We start from the raw sequence: 14,630 nt of genomic DNA on the forward strand, positions 1-14,630 counted from the left end.
TAAAAAGATAAAGGATATTTTTACAATATAATAAGAAGGAGAATAAAAAATGAAATTTAAGAAATTACTTAGCTTAACATTAGTAGGAATTATAAGTGGATCATTATTAATAGGATGCTCTAAAGCAAGTGGAGAGGCAGATAAAAATATAAAAGTAGGAGCATCAGTAACACCACATGCAGAAATACTAGAAGCAGCAAAACCTTTATTAGAGAAAAAAGGATATAAATTAGAAATAGTAGAATTTGATGACTATGTACTGCCAAATACATCATTAGCAGAAGGAGAGTTAGATGCAAATTTCTTCCAACATATACCTTACTTAGAACAAATGAATGAAGAGAAAAATTTAAACTTAACTTATACAGCTAAAGTACTTATTGCTCCAATTGGAGTTTACTCTGAAAAATACAAAAGTTTAGATGAATTAAAAGATGGAGCAAAAATATCTGTACCAAATGATGCAACAAATGAAACGAGAGCTTTAAAGTTATTAGCAGATAACAAAATTATAGAAGTTGCGCAAAAAGAATTACTAACAGCAAAAGACATAACTAAAAATCCAAAGAATATAGAAATAGTAGAAGTAGAGGCGGCCCAAGTACCATCAACTTTGCAAGATGTAGACTATGCAGTAATAAACTCAAACTTTGCTTTAAATGTAAAGTTGAATCCAAAAAAAGACGCTATAGCGATAGAATCTAGTGATTCACCATATGTTAATGTATTAGCATGTAGACAAGAAGATAAGGAAAGTGAAAAAATAAAAGTACTAGGTGAAGTTTTAAATAGTGATGAAATTAGATCATTTATAGAAGAAAAATATGAAGGAAGTATAATTCCAACATTTTAATCTATAAATTTCAATAAAAAGGAAGGATTAATATCCTTCTTTTTTAGTTTAAATAACTAATTATTTTTTATATAGTTATTAATAATACCTTCCCTAATGGTATACTTACTAATAATTATTTTTGGCGATTGTAAATATAGTATAAGGCTATTTATAAGAACTAAAGCCCCTAAAAGAATATCACCTCTACTTTTTGAGATACCTGTGGTACTAACTATTTCGTCTAAAGACATAGTACTAATCTTTTCCAAAAGAACGTCTATATCATTATAAGACAATTCATAGCCATGAATATTTGATATAATATCATATTCCTTTTGATGAATTCTACCAATAGTTTTTATTGATCCACCAATTATAACTGTAGGAAGATTTTTACACTCATCAATCCATAAAACATTCTTTAATTTATCATATATGTATTCTCTAATTTGGCATATTTCCTCATTGGAAATGCCATCTTTAATATGAAACTTATTTGTAATTATTAAAGCACCCATGGGTATACTAACACTTTTTACAAGTATTTTATTCTTTACTAAACCGATTTCTACACTTCCTCCTCCTATATCTATGTGAACATAATTCTTTAAATCCTTTGGAATAGAGGAAACATAACCAAAATAACATTCTTCACTAGGTGATAATATTCTTATATGTACGTCTAAAGAATTAGAAATGTTATTTATAATTTCTGTGGAGTTTTTTATTTGTCTAAGGGATTCTGTGGCAACAGTAATTATTTCATCACAATTAAAGTCATCGCAAAATTTTTTAAAGGTGAATATTATTCCAAAGAAGTTTTTCATTCCCTCAGATGATAATTCCTTATTTTCTCTTCCTACGAAATCGGATAATCTAGTTTGAAATTTCTTATGAAAAATCTCACTATATGAATTATTTTTTATTTCTACAATTATTAATTTGATTGAATTAGACCCAATATCAATTATAGCTAAAGTTTTCAATTTAATCCCTCCATGTACATGTTTATAAATAAATTATAGTTTAATATAATTACTTCATCAATAATTGAAAAAAATAGAGTTATACTAAAATTAATAAAGAGAAAACATAATCAAGGAGGATGTAATTTGAATAAAAAATTTTACAACGTGGATGGAATAACTTTAGCTAGAAATCTCTTAAATAAATTCTTAATTAGGGAATATGACAATAAAAAAATTGTAACTAAAATAGTGGAAACAGAAGCTTATATGGGAGTTATTGATAAAGCTGCTCATGCTTATAAAAATAAGAAAAGCACTAGAACGGATCCTCTATACTTAAGTGGAGGACATATTTATGTATATTTAATTTATGGAATGTATAATTGTTTAAATCTCTCAGCCAACAAAGAAGGCATACCAGAGTGTGTTTTAATTAGAGCAGTTGAGCCTATAAGCAATGTAGAAGAAATATCTTATAATAGATTTTTAAAACCTTATGATGAATTAAGCAATTATGAAAAAAAGAATTTAACAAATGGTCCAGGAAAACTTTGTAAAGGTTTAAATATAGATAGAAATCTAAGTGGTAAAGATATATTTGGATGTGAACTTTATATAGAAGATAATATTGATAATGATTTTGAAATTGTGGAAGATAAAAGAATTAATATAGATTATGCACAAGAAGATAAAGACAAACTATGGAGATTTTACATTAAAAACAATAAAAATGTTTCTGTCATAAAAAAGCAATGATATAATTTAATAGTATTATGAAAAAGGAGGACAGATTATGAAAAAAATAGGCTTTATAGGTGCAGGAAATATGGGAGGGGCAATATTAGGAGGAATATTAAATTCTAAAATGATAGATAATGATCATATTATGGCTTCTGCTAAAAGTGATAGAACCCTTGATAAAATAAAAAGCAATTACAATGTTAGCGTAACTAAAAATTCTAAAGAAGTAGTAGAATTTTCAGATCTTATAGTAATAGGCGTAAAGCCAGACATATACGATGAAATATTAGAAGAAATAAAAGATTTAATAGATAATAAAATAATAATAACAATAGCAGCAGGTAAAACTATTGAAGCAATGGAAAAAATCATTGGAGATGATAAAAAAATAGTAAGAACAATGCCAAATACTCCTTCCCTTGTTGGAGAAGGTATGACTTCTTTATCTCCAAATAAAAATATAAGTGAAGAAGAATTAAGTTTTGTAAAATCTATATTTGATTCTTTGGGAAAGAGTGAAGTAGTAAAAGAAGATTTAATTCATGCAGTAATAGGAGCTAGTGGCTCATCAACTGCATATGCTTTTATGTTTATAGAAGCAATAGCTGATGGTGCAGTTCGTGCTGGCATGCCAAGAGACAAGGCTTATACATTTGCTGCACAAGGAGTTTTAGGAGCTGCGAAAATGGTTTTAGATACAGGGAAACATCCTGGAGAATTGAAGGATATGGTATGTTCACCAGGAGGAACAACAATAGAGGCTGTAAAAGTACTTGAAGAAGAAAAGTTTAGAGGTGCTGTATTAAAAGCTATAGATTCTTGCGTTAAGAAAAGTATAGAAATGAGTAAATAATATAAAAGGGGCTGTCGCACTAAAAAAATAGGGCGATGCCCTTTTTGCATAAAAAAATAAATCCCAAGTTCAAAAGATCTTGGGATTTTTGTATAATTATTTTATGACCAAACAAAATATTATACAAATTGATTATACTAAGTATGGTGATAATTATCAATTAAAATTACCACTAGAGATTGATTATTTAATTCCAAAAGATGATTCAGTGAGGTTATTAAGTCAAACTATAGAGGAGATGAATTTAGAAAAGTTATATCAGACTTATTCTCGAATTAGAGAAAATACAATAACCCCAAGAGAAATGTTAAAAATCATTGTTTACGGATATATGAATAGCTTATATTCTTCAAGAAAAATAGAAAATGCATGCAAAAGAGATGTTAATTTTATGTATCTTTTAGGCGGAGCCTCCGCTCCAGATCATTCAACAATTGCCAGATTTCGTAGTATACATTTCGCACCAGTATCTGAAGAATTACTTGCCCAATTAGCAAATATGCTTGCAGATAAAAATGAAATTTCAAAAGAAACAATATTTATAGATGGTACTAAAATAGAAGCGTCATCTAATAGATATACTTTTGTTTGGAAAAAAGCTGTAACAAAAAATATGCAAAAAATGATGGATAAAATACCTAATTTCGTTTTAAAATGTGAACAAGATTTTGGTATCAAATTAATTTATAAAAACAAAATCAAAATGCATCATCTAAAAAAATTACTAAAAAAACTTAAGAAAATAGCAAATGAAGAAGATGTTGTATTTGTTTATGGTAAAGGTAAAAGAAAATCGCCTATTCAAAAATCTATTGAAGAATTAGATAGCTATATTGATAGATTAAAAAAATACACTAAAGATTTACATATAATGGGTGAACGTAATAGCTACTCTAAAACAGATAAAGATGCCACTTTCATGAGAATGAAGGAAGATCATATGAAAAATGGTCAATTAAAACCTGCTTACAACGTTCAGTTTGGAGTTGATTCTGAATATATAGTCTGGATAAGTGCAGGACCTCAACCAGCTGACACAACTACTCTAATACCATTTTTACAAAATGCAGAGTCATATTTAAGTTTTAAATATCCTAAAGTAATAACTGATTCAGGATATGAAAGTGAAGAAAACTATGTACATCTAGAAAAAAATGGACAACAATCATTTATAAAACCAGCTAATTATGAAATTAGTAAAACAAGAAAATATAAAAATGATATTGGTAGAATGGATAATATGTCTTACAACGATAAAGATGACTATTATCTATGTAAAAACAATAAGAAATTAACTGTTACTAGCACAAAAACCAGAAAAAGTACAACTGGATACAAGTGTGAAATAACTTGTTATATGTGCGAAGATTGTAAAGGATGTCAATTTAAAACTAAATGCATTAAAGGAAATAACTGTAAAACTCCTTTAGAAGATAGAACTAAAAAACTTAATATTTCAAAAGTATTTAATGAAAAACGTAAAGGAAATTTACAAAGAATAGTGAGTACCGAAGGTATTCAACTAAGAATGAATAGAAGTATTCAAGCCGAAGGAGCATTCGCTCAAATAAAACAAAACATGGAATTTAGAAGGTTTTTATGTAAAGGTGAAAAAAATATTTTAGCGGAATGTATTTTATTAGGAATGGCTTATAACATAAATAAATTGCATAATAAAATACAAAATGGAAAATGTAAAACATCCCTTCATCCTTTAAAGAAAATCGCTTAATTTTAATATAGATAGCTAAAAAAACGGTATTTCAAATACCTTTATTTGTCATGCTTATTTTTAGTAAATATAAGTGAAATAAAATTATTTTCAGTAGTTTTGAGTTTTAAATAAGTAAAAAGGAGCTATCGCCCAACGATTTTTCAATCGTTTATGCGACAGCCTCTTTCTTATGAAAATTTATTGATTTGTATCTTGTGAATCAAAATGTTCTTCAGTTTCAGTTTGAACATTTAAAGAATTATCATCAGTACTGTTGTTACTATTTTGAGTATTATCAGTACTATCTGTATTATTTTCTACATTGTTGTCAGGAGATTCTTCACTGTTTGCATCATTATTTACATTGTCACTGTTATTGCTATTATCAGAATCATTATTAAATAAGTTTGTAACCCAGTTAATTATCTTTTGGAAGAAACCTTCAACTTCTTCACTAGAAGGTAAGTTTTCAGCAGCTTTATCAGTAGCATTTATAACTGCATTGCTTCCTAATATATCATCTTTAGTTTCAGCAAGGATACCTAAATCTTTGCTTCCGGCAAATAAGTTAGAGAACCAATCTCCTACAGAGTCCATTATTCCAGAATTTTCTACACTTTGACCAGCTTCTTTTAAGTTGTCTTGAACAACATCAGAAACATTGTTTAATGTTTGTTTCATTGAATTATAGTCATATTTTTGAGCAGCTATTTTTTCCATTAAATCAGTTATTTGTTTAATTTGAGCATCTGTTAATGTAACATTGTAATTATTAGTTACATTATTGATTATATCTGCTATTTGAGTAACATCACTTGTACCGTTTTTAATAACTTCTGCTTTAATATCATTAACAACACCAGTTGCTTTATCTTGACCTATTTCATCACCAAGATCTCCTGTAGTTATTAATTCTTCAGAAGCTAATTCTTTTTTATCTTCATCTAATTTTTTACCAGATGCATCTTCAAAAGCCTTCATAACACCTGTTAAAGCACCAGTACCACTTACTGGGAACACAGCAGCTATTACAGCGTTGGCATTTTCCATACCAGCAGTTGATAAGGTAGATGCCACCATTGATGAAGTAACCCAAGTTATATTTGCAGTTTTTACATTTATTCCACCACTATTAGTTGGTTCTACATAAGAACAAGAGTATGTTTTAGTTCCTAGTTGAGCTTCTGTGGCAACTCCTCCTAGGTATTCTCTTTCTTCTTGATTATTTACCTCTAATACTTGAACTTCATTTTCTTTTACACCAAAATAACTAAATATCTTTTGTCTTTGCTCAGTTGTATTGTTAACACCTATAGTCACTACTTTAGTACCATCAGCAAAAGAAGGCACGACGCTGCTTGCTATTATTGTCATCGCTACTAAAAGAGAGCTAACTTTCTTTTTAAATTTCATAATATTTCCTCCTAATATTACTACTTAAAATAATTATATGAGTATTCCAAGTAGATTTATGTAAAGATTTAATATAGAGTAAAAATACTCTGTGAATATAGTATAATATTTGCTGTCATAATGCGATTACAACATTGTAACTGTCATTACAATTTATACATAAATCTTTACTAAATTATTATTACATTCTTATTTATTATATAATAAAAAAAAATATTTGTGGTTATTTTAAGAAAATCGTAAGATTTATATGGATATATCAAGGGAAGAAAAATGTTGAAAAATACTTTATCACGGTAAAAAAGGATTTCAATATGCTAAAGAATAATATATTAAATGATGATAATATTTTTAGTGTAAAAAATAATTATAAATTAAGTAAAAACATAATATATTATTAAAGGAAGTGAATGAGGAAGTGATTGAAGAGATACCAATTTTCAACATAAAGTAGGAAGATGATTGAAAAATGATGAAATGTATTATACTATATAAAGGAAATAAATTATAATAATGTTTCACCAATGTTAATTTAAGCATTGAAAGGAGAAGAGTAATGTCACAAGAATTAGTTAAAGAAAGAGTTTTAAAATACCTAATAGAGGATCTATTAGTACCTCAAGATATGATAGATACAAATGTATTATTAAGTGAATTTGAGGAAGGTGCTGAAGGAATATTAGATATAGTTGTAAATGTAAAAGATAAAGAAGGATATTTTGCACCAGTATTAATCGTAAGATGTACAGACGACGATGTGGAATTAGAAGGAGATACATTACAAAAGGAAATCGAGTTCTTAGAGTATGTTGATAATATAACAATGTCTGGAAGAATGATACTTACAAATGGAGATCAAATGATGTATGCAGATTGGACAGGGGAAGAATATGATACAGAAGCATCTCTACCTACATATGAACAAATGGAAAGAGAATTTTTCCAAGGAGAAGAGAGCTTAGAACTAGAACATCATCACCATGATGGATGTGGATGCGGTCATGACCACCATGAAGAAGGACATAATTGTGGATGTGGAGATAACTGTGGTTGCAAGGATAATCATGACGGTGGTCCTTCAAAATAAATATAATAATATAATTATTTATAATAAAAAATAGATTTGTAAATATTTTTTATTAATTGTAAAATGGGATATATTTTAATAATTTGTAAAATAAAATAACTTAAATAAAGGTTTTTAGGTTATTTTGTAGAATATTTAATGAATTAGAAAATATACAAAGAACATGCATTTTTTCATGAAGTGAAACATACTATAGTTGATATAGACAAATATGTTTTTACGGATTTTTTTTAATGAACAATATGTATAAAGAAGGGGTTAGATTATATGGGGGCTAACAAAGAGCATACTTACGAAAATTATGTTTTTGGAGATTCATCATCTGCATCAAATGCTATGAAAATGTATTTAAAAGAAATTGAAGAATACAAAATGCTAACACCGAATGAAGAAATAGAATTGGCAAAAGAAATAAATGATTCTATTCCTGAGGCAAAAGAAAAATTTATTAATGCCAATTATAGACTAGTTGTCAGTATTGCAAAAAAATACAGAAAAGAAAATGTAGATATGCTAGACTTAATTCAAGCTGGAAATATAGGCTTAATAAAAGCAGTTGAAAAATATGATTACAAAAAAGGCTTTAAGTTTAGTACCTATGCTACTTGGTGGATAAAACAAAGCATCACAAGATATATTGATGATTGCGAAAACACTATAAGAATTCCAGTACATCTTCATCAAAGAATAAACTACATTAAAAGAAAAAAACAAGAATTGTCTAATGAATTACAAAGAGAGCCTTCATTAGATGAATTAGCAGAAGTATGCGATATGGAGCCTGATAAAATTCTTGAGATATTAAAAAGAGATAAAAATGTAGTATCTTTGGATACTCCTATAAAAGAGGATGAAGATAGTTCTTTAGTAGAATTTATACCATCAGATGCAAACTTGGATGATGTTGTAATTCATGAAGTGGAGCAAAAAAATCTTAGAGAGAAGATAGATGAACTTCTTACAGGACTTAATGAACAAGAACAAAAAGTATTGAGAATGAGATTTGGATTAGATGACGATGATCCAAAAACTCTTGAAGAAATAGGAAAAGTATTTGGGGTAACAAGAGAGAGAATTAGACAAATTGAAGCTAAGGCTATTAGGAAGTTGAGACATCCTAGTAGACTTAAGCAACTAAAAAATTTCTATTAAATTTAATTAATGTTAAATGGGTGATTATAAATTTGTAATCACCTATTTTTATGTAAAAAATTATTTAACACAATAATATACGCATATTACATAGTAAAGATTAAGCCTTTTTATTTGTTAGAATATATAGCTGCATGGCAGATTTTTTTATTAAGTAATTAAAATAATAATCATCTTCGTGACTATCATCAATATTATAAAGTTTTGTAACATCCATACCAAGCAATAGATTCAACTTATTTATACGATTAAACTGGATACAAACGTTTAACAAGAAATAAACAAGACTTAAGGATAGTAATGAAAAAATAACAATAATAGTAGCATTCATAATAAAACCTCCCCCATGAAATCTTTTATTAAGAAAATTGTACTATACTTATTCCTTACTTTCACTAAAAAAAAAACTACATTAATTTTGCAATTGTAAAAAAAAAACATGTTAACTCTTAAAATAATACAAATAAATGTAAAATTCTACATAAGAAATTTGTAAATAACTATATTTATATTGTGAAAAAAATTATTTGTTCAATGATATTTAATCTACAAAGTTCATACACAGTCTTTCAATTATCTAATAAATAAACCATTTGCTTTATAGTGAGTAATATTATTATTAAATATATAAGAAAAACGAATGTGACAAAAATGTAAGCTAAAATGCCCTTTATCTTACCCAACCTTACGAAAATGTAAAGGCAGTAGGAAAATAATTAATGTATACTTAAAATTAGTTAATAGATTGTGAGGTAATTAATATGAAAGCATTAATATTTACAGGCGCATTTGGAATGGGTCATTACTCAGCGGCAGAAGCTGTGAAAGAAGAAATATTAAGAGAAGAACCAGAAGCAACAGTTATTATAATAGATATGATAGAGTACATATTTCCAAAACTTAGTGAATTAATATATTTAATTTTTAATTTTATGGTTAACAAATTTTCTTTAATTTATAATTTCTTTAATAAAATAGTGGCAAAAAAGAACTAGTGTGCCACTAAAAAAATCAGTTATGAAAAAATTAGATTTATTATTAAAAAACAATGATGTTGATTTAGTAATTTCTACTTTTCCAGCTTGCTCTCAATATTTTTCAGCATATAAAAAAATGAGAAATTATAATATTCCCCTTTATACTTATGTTACGGATATATCTGTAAATGAGGAATGGATTAGTGAACAAACTGATTTGTATTTTGTAGGCAGTGATATAACAAAAAACTCACTTTTGTGCAAAAATGTAGATAGTGATAAAATAGTAATTAGTGGTATCCCTGTTAAACAAAATTTTAAGGAAGAAAAGATAATAGAAAAATCAAAGGATAAAAAAGAAGTATTAATAATGGGTGGTGGCTTAGGTCTAATACCTTGTGCAATGGACTTTTTAGAAAAACTTTCAAAAGATGATAATATAAAAATAACATTTATCGCAGGAAAAAATAAAAAGCTACTAGAATATTTAAAAGATAAGTATCCTAATGTAGAGTCAATTGGATATACAGATAAAGTTGATCAATATATGAAAAAAGCAGACTTGATAATTTCAAAATCTGGTGGAATAACATTATTTGAAGCTATTTTTAGTGAAACACCATTATATGTTATTAGACCATTTTTATATCAGGAAATAGGAAATGCTCTATATATACAAGACAGTTGTATTGGTAAGGTAATATGGACAAATGGAACAGATATTTATGAAGATGTAGCATCTTTATTAAATAATGAATTACTTTTAAAAAGTATGGAAGAAAATATCTTAATTGAAAAAGAAAAATTACAAAGTACATCACCACTTAATTACTATTATGGAGGGATAAGAGCTTGCTATTAAAAATTATAATAATTTTGGTTATGATATTGTTGTGTTACAGTATTGTGCCAACTTATTTATATAAACTTCAATATAAAATAACAAAGAAAAACAAGGCAAATGATAAAGTCCTATACTTAACTTTTGATGATGGACCAGATGAAAAGTATACGCCTTGTCTTTTAGATTTGTTAAAAAAACATAATATAAAGGCAACTTTCTTTATGGTAGCAACTTTTGCTAAGGAAAATCCTATAATGGTAAATAGGATGAAAGAAGAAGGACATTGTATAGGTCTTCATTCTTATGAACATAAAAATGCCCTATATCAAAGTAAATCTTACACTTCATATGATTTTGAACAAAGTGTAAAAGTCATGGAAAAACTAGGTGTTAATGTGAAGTTTTATAGACCACCTTGGGGACATTGCAATATGTTTACAAATCATGAAGTGAAGAAATACAACTTAATTAAAGTGCTATGGGACGTAATGGCACAAGATTGGGAAGAAAACACAACATATAATGTTATATGTGATAAATTATTAAAAAGAAGTAAAGATGGTAGTATAATATGTTTGCATGATGGACGAGGCAAAAATGAAGCACCATCTAGGACAATTAAAGCCTTAGAAAAAGCAATTCTCATTTGGGAAAGAGAAGGCTATAAATTTTTGACTATGGAGGATTATTATGAGTAAAAAGGTTTCTCCAAAGAATATACTAAAAAATGGTGGCTTGTTTATTGGGTTAATGTTATTAACCTTTTATATAATTTTTAAAAATAATAATATAAAAGAGATTTTAGATGTTATATCTACTTTAAATATGAATTATATAGGAATAAGTATAATTTGTAGTTTTGCTTTTATTTTTTGTGAAGGTATGAATATAGGTAGAAGTCTAAAGCTTATGGAATATGAAATTAAATTTTTGACTTCCATAAAATATGCAATTGTGGGACTATTTTTCAGTTCTGTAACACCTTGTGCCACAGGAGGTCAACCAATGCAGGCTTATTATATGCATAAAGATGGAATTCAAGTATCACATTCATCTTTAGCACTTCTTATAGATCTTGCTAGTTTTCAGTTTGTAACAGTTACCATGGCTATAATAGGGTATATAACTCAACATAAATTATTAATCAATACCTTAGGAAATATAAAATATTTTGTTGCGCTGGGAATTTTTTCAAATACATTAGTGATGATATTTATATTAACAGCAATTTTTTCAAGAAGATTTATAGGAAAGTTTATTGATTTTATTTGTTTTATTTTAGTGAAAATCAAATATAAAAAAGTAGATAAATTTAGAAAAATGGCATTATGTCAAGTGAAAGAATACAAAGATAGTGCTAAATATTTCAAGGAAAATAAACTAACAGTTTTAAAAATTGTACTAACTACAACAATACAAATAATATCCCTTCACAGTGTTTCCTTTTGGATATATAAGGCATCTGGTTTAAGTGGATATTCTTTTGTAACAGTAGTTATGTTACAAGCAGTTTTATATATTAGCGTATCTGCATTGCCACTACCAGGAGCTGTAGGAGCTAGTGAAAGTGGATTTATGCTTATTTATAAGACATTATTCCCAGTTCAGCTTTTAAGTTCAGCTATGCTTGTAAGTAGGGGAATAAGTTTTTATTTATTAGTATTATTAAGTGGTATTTTTATTGCAGCCACTTATCTTTTAAACATTAGGGGAAATCATTATATTAAAGTTACAAGAAAAAGAAGAGGTGAAAATTTTGACATATAATATACTTGTTGTGGAAGATGATATAGATATAATAAAGTTACTAAAGATTTATCTTGAAAATGATGGACATAGAGTGATTTCTGCACAAAACGGATTGGACGCGTTGCAGATAATAGAAAATATAAAAGTTGATTTAGTAGTAATGGATATTATGATGCCAAAAATGGATGGTTATGAATTAACCATGAGAATAAGATCAAAATATACAATTCCAATAATAATTTTATCGGCTAAAAACGAAGATAGTGATAAGATAAGGGGATTAAATTTAGGTGCAGATGATTATATGACAAAACCTTTTAACCCATTGGAAATAGTGGCAAGAATTAATTCTAACTTAAGAAGATTTTATGATTTTAATAAAAAAATAGTGCCAAAAGAAGAAGAAGAAGAAATACTATTAATAGTAGGTGACTTAACTTTGGATACCCAAAAATTAGCTCTTTATAAAAAAGGAGAAGAAGTTATTGTAACTCCTACAGAATATAAAATTTTGGCTCTTCTTATGAAAACACCAGGAAAAGTATATACAAAGTTGCAAATATGTGAAGCTATTAATGGAGACTATATTGAAAGTGATAATAATACTATAATGGTTCATATTTCTCGACTGCGTGAAAAAGTTGAAGATGATTCAAAAAATCCTAAGTATGTTAAAACTGTAAGAGGAATAGGTTATAAAATTGGGAAAAAATAAAAGTAAATTTTTCACTATTTTAGTTAGATATTATATTGCTTTTACAGGTATTATTATAATTTCTATTGTGTGTATATTGTATGGCATAAATCATAAAATAAAAGATATTATGAGTGAACCTAGAATCAATGAACTGGTGGATTATGCAAGTTTAATTTGTAAAAATGAAAATAATGAAATTAATAAATCACGTATAAAAAGATTAGCTGGTAAAGATACTTACATTCAATTATTAGATGAAAATAATAAGGTTATATATGAAAGTGAGCCTGGAAAATTCAAAAAAAAATTTACAAAGGAAGAGCTAAATTGTATACATGATTATTATGATGATCCTTATATTGATATTCAAGAATATAAAAATGATAAAAATAAAGAAAATATATCAGTATCAATAACTTATTATGATGAAGATGATAATATTCATAATAAAATTTATGTTGTAGATGATAAACTAAATTTAATATATACAAATACAAGAGATACTAGAAAATCTTTTACTAAAAATGAATTCAGATATTTAAAAGGAACTTATCTAAAAGGATATGATATTAGAAAATATTCATTTAAAGACAAAGATAATGAGCAGTTAACACTTTTAATAAATACTCCTTCTATTACTAATGAAATATACGACAAGATTTTGATTACTTGTATATATGCATTTGCATTATTTATATTCATATATATAATTCTAATTATTATAGTTATTAATTGGCTAAATCGCAAAGTAAAAAAGCCCATTGATATTTTAAATGAAGCCATTGTGCAGTTTAAAAACGGTGAGCGTGAAAATTATTTAGAATATGATGGACCACAGGAATTCTGTAATATCTGCAGCAGTTTCAACGATATGTCAAGAAAATTGTATAATAGTGAGAAAAAGCGTGAAAGCTTGGAAGAAGAAAAACAAAAAATGCTTGCTGATATATCCCACGATTTAAAAACACCAATAACAGTCATAAAGGGATATTCAAAAGCTGTTTGTGATAATCTAGTTTCAGAAGAAGAAAAAGAACAGTATCTTATGACTATTTATAAAAAAGCAGATCACTTAGATGAATTAATTAATACTTTTTATGAATACAGTAAATTGGAACATCCAGACTACAAGTATGTATTAGAAACAATGGATTTATGTGAATATGGTAGAGTTTATCTTGCAGGAAAATACGAAGAACTAGACATAAATGAAGTGGACCTACAGGCCAATATTCCAGATGATCCTATTTATTGTAAGTTAGACAAATTTCAATTAAAACGTGTTTTTGAAAATATTATTTCAAATTCATTGAAGCATAATAAAAAAGAGTTATCCATATTATTTGAAATAGAAGAATATTTCGATAAAGTGAAAATTATTATTGCAGATAATGGACATGGAATTCCCAAGGAAATAAGAAAACATATTTTTAAGCCTTTTGTAGTAGGGGAAAAATCTCGTACGAAAAAAGGTTCAGGACTAGGTCTTGCCATAAGTAAAAAGATAGTAAAGGCTCATGGTGGAAGTATAAAAATTGTGAATGCTAGAAAAAATTATAAAACAGAATTTGAAATTATACTTCCAATAGAGGTGTAAAAA

General features: G+C 27.1%; 15 protein-coding genes. 12 read left to right on the plus strand and 3 right to left on the minus strand.

Annotated features, from left to right (window positions below; translation table 11 throughout):
• The first annotated feature begins 49 nt into the window (after positions 1-49).
• Entirely contained in the window at positions 50-853 is an 804-nt protein-coding gene (locus TVTCOM_RS06785) for a MetQ/NlpA family ABC transporter substrate-binding protein (protein WP_434799093.1), read from the plus strand.
• 56 nt (positions 854-909) lie between these two features.
• On the opposite strand, the gene TVTCOM_RS06790 is transcribed toward TVTCOM_RS06785, so the two are convergent.
• The gene (locus TVTCOM_RS06790; protein ID WP_434799094.1) at positions 910-1,821 is read right to left on the minus strand and encodes a Ppx/GppA phosphatase family protein; all 912 of its coding nucleotides are present in this window, start codon (positions 1,819-1,821) and stop codon (positions 910-912) included.
• A 126-nt stretch (positions 1,822-1,947) separates the two neighbouring features.
• Between TVTCOM_RS06790 and TVTCOM_RS06795 the strand changes: the two genes are divergently transcribed.
• From TVTCOM_RS06795 to TVTCOM_RS06805, 3 genes are all read left to right on the plus strand, one after another.
• Entirely contained in the window at positions 1,948-2,559 is a 612-nt protein-coding gene (locus TVTCOM_RS06795; protein ID WP_434799095.1) for a DNA-3-methyladenine glycosylase, read from the plus strand.
• Between the two features lie 37 nt (positions 2,560-2,596).
• A complete protein-coding gene (gene proC, locus TVTCOM_RS06800; RefSeq protein ID WP_434799096.1) occupies positions 2,597-3,397 on the plus strand; it encodes a pyrroline-5-carboxylate reductase in 801 nt (266 codons plus the stop codon).
• Positions 3,398-3,500: 103 nt separating this feature from the next.
• Positions 3,501-5,129, plus strand: a complete 1,629-nt coding sequence (locus tag TVTCOM_RS06805) for an IS1182 family transposase (protein ID WP_434797079.1) — start codon at positions 3,501-3,503, stop codon at positions 5,127-5,129.
• 180 nt (positions 5,130-5,309) lie between these two features.
• Here TVTCOM_RS06805 and TVTCOM_RS06810 read toward each other — a convergent pair whose 3' ends face one another.
• Entirely contained in the window at positions 5,310-6,524 is a 1,215-nt protein-coding gene (locus TVTCOM_RS06810; protein ID WP_434799097.1) for a DUF1002 domain-containing protein, read from the minus strand.
• A 556-nt stretch (positions 6,525-7,080) separates the two neighbouring features.
• Between TVTCOM_RS06810 and TVTCOM_RS06815 the strand changes: the two genes are divergently transcribed.
• Together TVTCOM_RS06815 and TVTCOM_RS06820 are read left to right on the plus strand one after the other, a co-directional pair.
• Positions 7,081-7,611: a hypothetical protein gene (locus TVTCOM_RS06815; RefSeq protein WP_434799098.1), complete on the plus strand. Its 531-nt coding sequence runs from the start codon at positions 7,081-7,083 to the stop codon at positions 7,609-7,611.
• Between the two features lie 267 nt (positions 7,612-7,878).
• Entirely contained in the window at positions 7,879-8,763 is an 885-nt protein-coding gene (locus tag TVTCOM_RS06820; RefSeq protein WP_434799099.1) for a sigma-70 family RNA polymerase sigma factor, read from the plus strand.
• A gap of 100 nt (positions 8,764-8,863) precedes the next feature.
• Here the strand turns inward: TVTCOM_RS06820 and TVTCOM_RS06825 are convergent, their stop codons facing one another.
• Positions 8,864-9,094 (minus strand): hypothetical protein, encoded by a 231-nt coding sequence (locus TVTCOM_RS06825; RefSeq protein ID WP_434799100.1) that lies wholly within the window; start codon positions 9,092-9,094, stop codon positions 8,864-8,866.
• A 430-nt stretch (positions 9,095-9,524) separates the two neighbouring features.
• On the opposite strand from TVTCOM_RS06825, the gene TVTCOM_RS06830 reads away from it, so the two are divergent.
• Genes TVTCOM_RS06830 through TVTCOM_RS06855 form a run of 6 tightly spaced genes read left to right on the plus strand, consistent with a single transcriptional unit; the run spans position 9,525 to position 14,627 of the window.
• Positions 9,525-9,758: a hypothetical protein gene (locus tag TVTCOM_RS06830; protein WP_434799101.1), complete on the plus strand. Its 234-nt coding sequence runs from the start codon at positions 9,525-9,527 to the stop codon at positions 9,756-9,758.
• 22 nt (positions 9,759-9,780) lie between these two features.
• The gene (locus TVTCOM_RS06835; RefSeq protein ID WP_434799102.1) at positions 9,781-10,602 is read left to right on the plus strand and encodes an MGDG synthase family glycosyltransferase; all 822 of its coding nucleotides are present in this window, start codon (positions 9,781-9,783) and stop codon (positions 10,600-10,602) included.
• A 20-nt stretch (positions 10,603-10,622) separates the two neighbouring features.
• Positions 10,623-11,282: a polysaccharide deacetylase family protein gene (locus TVTCOM_RS06840; RefSeq protein WP_434799103.1), complete on the plus strand. Its 660-nt coding sequence runs from the start codon at positions 10,623-10,625 to the stop codon at positions 11,280-11,282.
• Entirely contained in the window at positions 11,275-12,351 is a 1,077-nt protein-coding gene (locus TVTCOM_RS06845) for a lysylphosphatidylglycerol synthase transmembrane domain-containing protein (RefSeq protein WP_434799104.1), read from the plus strand. The genes TVTCOM_RS06840 and TVTCOM_RS06845 overlap by 8 nt, the downstream gene beginning before the upstream one ends.
• The gene (locus tag TVTCOM_RS06850) at positions 12,332-13,048 is read left to right on the plus strand and encodes a response regulator transcription factor (RefSeq protein WP_434799105.1); all 717 of its coding nucleotides are present in this window, start codon (positions 12,332-12,334) and stop codon (positions 13,046-13,048) included. Before TVTCOM_RS06845 ends, TVTCOM_RS06850 begins: the two co-directional genes overlap by 20 nt.
• Complete coding sequence (locus TVTCOM_RS06855; protein WP_434799106.1) at positions 13,035-14,627, plus strand: HAMP domain-containing sensor histidine kinase; 1,593 nt, start codon at positions 13,035-13,037, stop codon at positions 14,625-14,627. Before TVTCOM_RS06850 ends, TVTCOM_RS06855 begins: the two co-directional genes overlap by 14 nt.
• Positions 14,628-14,630: the final 3 nt, after the last annotated feature.

This window comes from Terrisporobacter vanillatitrophus (assembly GCF_051148895.1).
GTDB classification, from domain to species: Bacteria; Bacillota; Clostridia; order Peptostreptococcales; family Peptostreptococcaceae; genus Terrisporobacter; species Terrisporobacter vanillatitrophus.